The 7,319-nt window shown below is 66.1% G+C and carries 6 protein-coding genes; all 6 read right to left on the reverse strand.

Translation table 11 applies throughout. The features are described 5' to 3' along the window. Positions 1-2: 2 nt before the first annotated feature. The 6 genes from recN to CXY83_RS04215 all read right to left on the reverse strand — a co-directional run bounded on the left by recN (position 3) and on the right by CXY83_RS04215 (position 5,628). Positions 3-1,715: a DNA repair protein RecN gene (gene recN / locus CXY83_RS04195; RefSeq protein WP_104196139.1), complete on the reverse strand. Its 1,713-nt coding sequence runs from the start codon at positions 1,713-1,715 to the stop codon at positions 3-5. Beyond that, on the reverse strand, positions 1,712-2,632 hold the full coding sequence (locus CXY83_RS04200) for an NAD kinase (RefSeq protein ID WP_104196152.1): 921 nt from the start codon (positions 2,630-2,632) through the stop codon (positions 1,712-1,714). Before CXY83_RS04200 ends, recN begins: the two co-directional genes overlap by 4 nt. A 4-nt stretch (positions 2,633-2,636) precedes the next feature. After that, a complete protein-coding gene (locus CXY83_RS04205; protein ID WP_104196153.1) occupies positions 2,637-3,437 on the reverse strand; it encodes a TlyA family RNA methyltransferase in 801 nt (266 codons plus the stop codon). Between the two features lie 107 nt (positions 3,438-3,544). Continuing rightward, positions 3,545-3,715, reverse strand: a complete 171-nt coding sequence (locus CXY83_RS17595; RefSeq protein ID WP_158251827.1) for a hypothetical protein — start codon at positions 3,713-3,715, stop codon at positions 3,545-3,547. 10 nt (positions 3,716-3,725) lie between these two features. Next, positions 3,726-4,754, reverse strand: a complete 1,029-nt coding sequence (locus CXY83_RS04210; protein WP_104196140.1) for an HAD-IIA family hydrolase — start codon at positions 4,752-4,754, stop codon at positions 3,726-3,728. Next, entirely contained in the window at positions 4,732-5,628 is an 897-nt protein-coding gene (locus tag CXY83_RS04215; RefSeq protein ID WP_233200570.1) for a hypothetical protein, read from the reverse strand. Before CXY83_RS04215 ends, CXY83_RS04210 begins: the two co-directional genes overlap by 23 nt. Positions 5,629-7,319: the final 1,691 nt, after the last annotated feature.

Below are 7,319 nucleotides of genomic sequence, written 5' to 3' on the forward strand. Positions count from 1 at the left end.
GCTTATCTGTCAGAGGTGCGGGAGCCGGACTGCGCAAGGTCGAGCAGTTCCCTGGCATGTTCAAGACCGCTCTTCGAGTCGGGCAGGCCAGAAAGCAGGCGGGCCATTTCGGCGGCACGGTCGTCGCCGCGCAGCTGACGCACGCTCGATGCAGTGACGGATCCATCGCTGTCTTTGACGACGCTGAGGTGGTTGCCGGCAAACGCGGCGACCTGAGCGAGATGGGTGACCACGATTACCTGCGCGGTTTCGGCGAGTCGCGCGAGTCGCCGACCGATTTCGATCGCGGCGGCTCCGCCCACACCGGCATCGATCTCATCGAAGACAAAGGTAGGTACCGGGTCGGTCGCGTTGATGACGACCTCGATGGCAAGCATCACCCGAGAGAGTTCACCACCGGATGCCCCGCGCGCCAACGCCCGCGGCTCAGCGCCAGCGTGCGGCTGTAACAGCAGGCGCACGAGGTCGATACCAGTGACGGTGCACTCCAGACCGGCTTCAACCTCCACGAGCAGCACGGCGTCCGGCATCGCCAGCGCGCCGAGCTCGGTGGTCACCCGAATTCCGAGTTGCACCGCGGCTGCCTGGCGCAACGTTGTCAGGGCAGCGGCGAGATGGGTGACGAGCTTTCGGTCGGCATCCGCTTCGGCGCTGAGCTGCCCGATGCGGTCAGAGTCGGAATCAAGCTCGAGCAGCCGGGCACTGCCGGTATCGAGGAATCCAATGGCTTCCTCGAGGCCGCCCGGGTATTTGCGGGCGAGAATGCCGAGTATGGCCCGCCTCTCCTGCACGATTTCGAGTTCGCGGGCGCCATCGGCGTCGAGGCCGGCGAGGTAGCTCGAGAGCTCGGCGGCGATGTCGGCAACGACGAAACCAGCGTTGGCGATGGCGGTCACGAGCGGCGGCAGGGCCACGTCGTGGGCGGCGACCCGGTCAAGGGCGCGCCGGGCGGCTTCGAGCAGGGCGACGACGTCGGGCGCGTCGTCGGGGTTGTCTTCGGCGGAGACGAACTGGCGGGCCTGCTCTCCGGCCAGGCGGAGTTCTTCGAGGTTGCCAAGGCGTTCGGCGCGTTCCCCCAGCTCGGCGTCCTCGCCGGGTTGCGGGGCAACCGTTTCAATCTCGGTCAGCGCGGCGCGCAGTTCGTCGGCCTCGCGGGCTCGCAAATCTCGTTCGGTGACGAGCCGGTCGAGATCGACCTGGTTGGCCTGCCAGCGGTGGAAGGCATGCTGGTAGTCGCCGAGCACTGCGGCGAGTTCGGGGCCGGCGAAACGGTCGAGGGCGTCACGCTGGGCGGCGGCGGAGCGCAGGCGCACCTGATCGCTCTGGCCGTGCACGACGACGAGATCGTTGCGCAGGTCACCGAGCACGCTCGCCGGAGCGCCACGTCCGCCGACCATCGCGCGGCTGCGTCCCTCACTCGAGACGGAGCGTCCAAGGATGAGTTCGGGTCCATCGAGGTCTCCCCCAGCGTCACGGACCCGGTCGGCGACCGCGCTGGTGGGGTCGATGACCCAGCGACCCTGTACAAAACTCTGCGGCTGGCCCTGACGCACGGTTCCGGCATCCGCGCGATCGCCGAGCAGCAGTCCGAGCGCGGTGACCACCATGGTTTTGCCAGCACCGGTTTCTCCGGTCACGGCGGTGAAACCGGGGCCGAGCGGCAGCGTCGCCTCGGCGATGACGCCGAGGTCGCGAATGAACAGCTCGTCGATCACTCGCGGCCGACCGGACCGCGCCAGCCAGTGACCGGCAGGTTGAATTTGTTGACCAGGCGGTCGGTGAAGGGGCCGATGTGCAGGCGGGCCAGGCGCACGGGAACATCCGAGCGGCGGACGATCACACGGGCGCGGCTGGGAAGATCCTGGGTACGGCGACCGTCAGCGCAGAGCACTGCGCGGGCACCGGTGCGCGACAGCACCTCGACGGCCAGTGACGACTCCGGCCCGACCACGAGCGGCCTCGCGAACAGTGCGTGCGCGCTGAGCGGAACCAGCAACAGCGCTTCAACGCCGGGCCAGACGACGGGGCCGCCGGCCGAGAACGAGTACGCGGTCGAGCCGGTCGGGGTGGAGAGCACGACGCCGTCGCAGCCGAAGGATGACAGCGGGCGTCCGTCGACCTCGACGACGACCTCAATCATGCGTTCGCGACTGGCTTTTTCGACAGTGACCTCGTTCAGCGCCCAGGTTTCGTAAACGACCTCGTCAGCCACCTTGACCCGCACCGACAGGGCAAGCCGTTCCTCGACCTCGTAGTCGCCCTTGAGCGCGCGGCGCACGGCCTCGCCGAGGTCGTCCCGCTCACTTTCGGCGAGAAAACCGACGTGACCGAGATTGATGCCAAGCAGCGGTGCCGAGCATCCACGCACGAGTTCAGCCGAGCGCAAAATGGTACCGTCTCCGCCGAGCACGATGACAAGTTCAAGGTCGGACGTTCGCACCGTGTCACCGAGAATCGCGATATGACCGTTCAGCTCCGGGCAGGCGGCCAGAAGGTCAGCGCGTTCGTCCATGGCGAGCACCGGCACCGCCCCGGAGGCCAGAAGCTGCTTACACACCGTCGAGGCGGCTTCAACGGAGTCAGCGCGGCCGGTATGGGCGACGATGAGAAAATATCGCGGGGTGTCGCTCAACTCCTCACGCTCCAACCAGTGCTTCGATTCGGTCCATCCATTCTGTCGGATTCGTGCCGGTCGTGGCGCTCATCCAGCACAGATACTCGTGGTTTCCGGCCGCCCCGATGATGGGCGAGGCGATGACTCCACAGGTTCTCAGGCCGAGGTCCCAGCCGGCCCAGAGTACACCGGCCACGGAGTCGCTTCGGAGGCCCCTGTCGTGCACGATGCCCTCACGGATACCGCCGCGGCCTACCTCAAACTGCGGTTTGATCAGTAGCACGAAGTCGGCGCCCGCCGCGGCTGTGGCCACGAGAGCCGGCAACACGGTGGTGAGCGAGATGAACGACAGATCGGCCACGACGAGGTCGGGTCGGGTGTCGATTCCGGATGCCCCGGCGAGGGTTTCCGGGGTTGCATAGCGGATGTTGTACCCCTCGACCAGCTTCAGCCGCGGCTCGGTCTTCAGTTGCGCAGCAAGCTGCCCGTGGCCGACATCGGCGGCAATGACCGAGGCGGCGCCACGTTCGAGCAGTACCTGGCTGAAACCGCCGGTACTCGCCCCCGCGTCGAGCGCTGTACGGCCGGTGACGGTGAGGTTGAAGGCATCGAGTGCAGCGTTGAGTTTGTGGGCACCCCGGCTGACGTAGTGGTCGGTCGCGGCCACTTCGAGAACCGAGTCCGCCGAGACTTTTGTGCTGGCCTTCACGACGGGGACACCGTTCACCGTGACGAGGCCGTCGGCGATAAGTTTGGCCGCTACGGTTCGGGAGCGAACCAGCCCACGATCGGCCAGGGCGGCGTCCAGGCGGGAGTCGGGCATCCGTTCTGGAAGCCCGTCACGCGGGTCGGCGTAATTCAGTTCAAATTCAGCGTGGTGCTCAGGCATGGGTGTGTCTGTTTCATGATCGTGGGGGGCATCAGCGCCGGTCATGCCCGGCCCGCCAGGTCGGTATCAGCGTCTTCGAGTTCTATGCGCAGCTGCTCGTGTAGCGCACTGAACGCTTCGGCGCGCTGCGCGAGCGGCCGGGCCTCGATGCCAGCCAGCTGCGGCGCGAGATCGACCACTTCTTCTTCGGGCATGACGGGCTCGGGGTTCACAGTGTCTAGGCTACTGCGCGAGATACAGTCGCTCCGGAACGTTGAGCCCGTAGATCGCGCGTCCGGATCGGTAGATCGCGGCGCACGCGGCGCGCAGCAGGTCGATTCCGCCGTCGCCCTCCTTGACGATTTGGACGTCGTTGCCGTTGATGCGCACGCTTGCTCCATTCACCGTGGCGGTCGAGCCGTCCTTGGAGAACACCGTCTCGGGGTACGGCTCGTGCAGCTGTTGCAGGTTTTCAATGATGAACGTCGGCCGGGAGTCTTTGTCGGCGGCGAGGGCCTGTTTGGCCCGGTCGATGCCGGTGAGCACGAGCACGGCGGGGATTCCGGCCCGATTGGCGCCCAGAATATCGGTGTCGAGTCGGTCACCGATGAAGAGCGCATTCTGCGCACCGAAGCGCTGCGTGGCCTCCAGAAAGATGGCCGTTTCGGGTTTGCCAGCCACGAGTGGAAGTCGACCAACGGCCGTGTGCACGGCGGAGACGAGAGTGCCGTTGCCGGGGGCGATACCGCGGGCGACCGGAATGGTCCAGTCGGTGTTGGTGGCGATCCACGGAATGCCCGTGCCCACTCCGTCGGCGTTGAGCGCGAACGCCGCCTCGGCGAGATGCACCCAGCCGAGCTCTGGCGAGAAGCCCTGAATCACGGCGGCGGGCTTGTCGTCTGCCGATCGGGTCACGACGAACCCGGCCTTGAGGACCTCGTCGACGAGCCCGTCGCCACCAATGACGAGGATGCTCGCGCCGGGTTCCACCTGCTCTGCCAGTAACCGCACCGCAGCCTGGGGTGAGGTGACAACATCCGCTGCCGCCACGCTCAACCCGAGCTGGGTGAGGTGGTCCGCGACCGACTGGTCGGTGCGCGCAGCATTATTGGTGATGTAGCCCACACGGATGGTCTCGGCGGCACGGTTCAGGCTCTCGACGGCAAGGGGAATCGCCGCCGGTCCGGTGTACACCACACCGTCAAGGTCTGCCAGAAGTACGTCTACACCGGCCAGCGGTGTTGCCAATTCAGGCTTTCGGCGATGTAACATCCGGCTCCGTCTCGTCATCAGTTTCAGCCGTGTCCGCAGCTTCAGCAACGACGTTGTCGTTGACGTCGACGTCGACGACCTCAGCGTGGTCATCGTCGCCGTTATTTTCTTCCTCAGCGACGAAGGACGCGAGGGCGTCGTCTTCGTCTTCTTCCATCTCTTCGATCTCGATGGTCTCGTCATCGTCACCGGAGGCTCCGAGGGCGGCATCGGCGCGCGAAGCACGTTCGAGCCACTCGTCGGCTTCGTTCTCCCTGCCGAGCTCGGTCAGCACTTCCGCGTAGGCGGCGAACAGCTCGGGGCTGTAGGAGAAGGCCGTGTTGGGATTGAGCTGCGGAATTTCGAGTTCGACGAGTGCGGCATCTGTTTCGCCGAGGTCGAGGCGTGCACCGGACATGGCGATGGCCAGGCCCACCTGGACAGATGGCGACAAAGTGGCACGGTCGACCGAACGACCCAGCTCGAGGGCACGGTCGGGACGACCGACGCCACGTTCACTGTCGACCATAAGGGGGAGCTGATCGTTGGAGCCCGAAATGCGACGGTAGGTGCGCAGCTCGCGCAGGGCCAGGGCAAAATCGCCCGTGGCATACGCGGTGATCGCCAGGCTTTCGCGCACCACACCGATGCGACCAGCCCGACGGGCAGCGCTCATCACGTGCAGGTGGGCGAGTTGGGGGTCTTCGTCGATGACGCGTGCGGCCATGGCCAGGTGACGCCCGACGGTCTCGGCATTCTCCTTCGTCAGGGTTTTGAGCTCGTTACGGGCAATGCGGTCCAGGTCGTTAGCCGAGATGTCGTCGGGAAGTTCCGGGTCGTCGTGGCGCGGACGCACCGAACGCAGCTCACGCTGCATGCGCTGCTCCTCGGTCATCTCCTCTTCGACGACGCGGGCATCGCGGTCGTTACGCGCCGGCGCACCGTCGCGAGTCCACAGTTTCTTGCCGGCATCGACACGCGGGGCGCCGGCACGGTTCGGCGAACCGCCGCGCTGGGTCCACGGCTTGCTGTCATTGTCCGAACGCGGACGGTCGCTGCTGGGTCGTTCCGAGTTCCCGCGGTACGGCGCGCGGTCGCTACCGCCGGAAGGGCGGTCGGAGTTGCCCCGGTACGGCGGACGCTCACCCTGAGCCGGACGATCCGAATTGCCCCGGTACGGCGGACGCTCGCTACCACCGGAAGGGCGATCCGAGTTACCCCGGTACGGCGGACGCTCACCCTGCGAGGGACGGTCAGAGTTGCCGCGGTACGGCGGACGCTCGCTACCGCCGGAAGGGCGATCCGAATTGCCACGGTACGGCGGACGCTCACCCTGCGACGGACGATCCGAATTACCCCGGTACGGCGGACGCTCACTACCGCCGGAAGGGCGGTCGGAGTTACCCCGGTACGGCGGACGCTCACCCTGCGAGGGACGGTCAGAGTTGCCGCGGTACGGCGGACGCTCGCTACCGCCGGAAGGGCGATCCGAGTTACCCCGGTACGGCGGACGCTCACCCTGCGAGGGACGGTCAGAGTTGCCGCGGTACGGCGGACGCTCGCTACCGCCGGAAGGGCGATCCGAGTTACCCCGGTACGGCGGACGCTCACCCTGCGACGGACGATCCGAGTTACCCCGATACGGAGCGCGATCGCTACTACCGGAAGGGCGGTCGGAGTTACCCCGGTACGGAGGACGCTCACCCTGCGAGGGACGATCAGAGTTACCCCGGTACGGCGGTCGCTCACCCTGAGCCGGACGATCAGAGCTACCCCGGTATGGAGCGCGGTCATTACCACCGTATGCGGGTCGATCAGAATTGCCACGGTACGGTGGTCGCTCGCCACCCTGGGCGGGGCGTTCGTTGTTACCGCGATACGGAGGACGTTCACCATCGCGCTGCGGGCGCTCGGAGTTGGCGCGGTACGGCGGCTTGGCGCCATCGCGACCACTTGAAGGTCGCCCGTTCGAGGGTCGGCCGCTCTGGTTCGAACGACGGTCATCCTGACCGTTGTTGCGGGAATCGCCGTCGCGGGGTCCTGAAGGGCTCACTGTATCTCCTGTGTAATTAGTCCGGCATTTCGACAGACGTACCAAGCCTAAGCCTTTACGCAAGACCTCGCTGAGTGCCCCATCCTAAGCGGATGCTTCCTGCTACTTCTAGCAACGTGTGCGGGGAATGGATTGCACCAACCGTGACGCAACGAATCTGTTCATGTTGTGGGCGGGGTGGCGGGATATTCGCGGGGTGTCGAGTTTTCGGGGTGTTCCGGCAGGCTCCGCACGTTCTTCGCGGAGCCTGCCGGAACACCCCGAATGTTTGAGCTGAGGAGCGAGTATCCCGCCACCCTGCCCTGCCCTGCCCTGCCCTGCCCTGCCCTGCGCTGCCCTGGGTTGGGCTAGGAGGGGCTTTCGTGAAGCGTGTGTTAACGCATAACAACCACCCGGGGTGGCTGTTAACGCAGAAAAGCCATCCCGTGAGGGATGGCTTTTCTGGTGTTTCCAAGTTAAGTCCGGCGGTGTCCTACTCTCCCACAGGGTCCCCCCTGCAGTACCATCGGCGCTGAGAGTCTTAGCTTCCGGGT

Source organism: Cryobacterium sp. M15 (genome assembly GCF_002929675.1).
Classification (GTDB): domain Bacteria; phylum Actinomycetota; class Actinomycetes; order Actinomycetales; family Microbacteriaceae; genus Cryobacterium; species Cryobacterium lyxosi.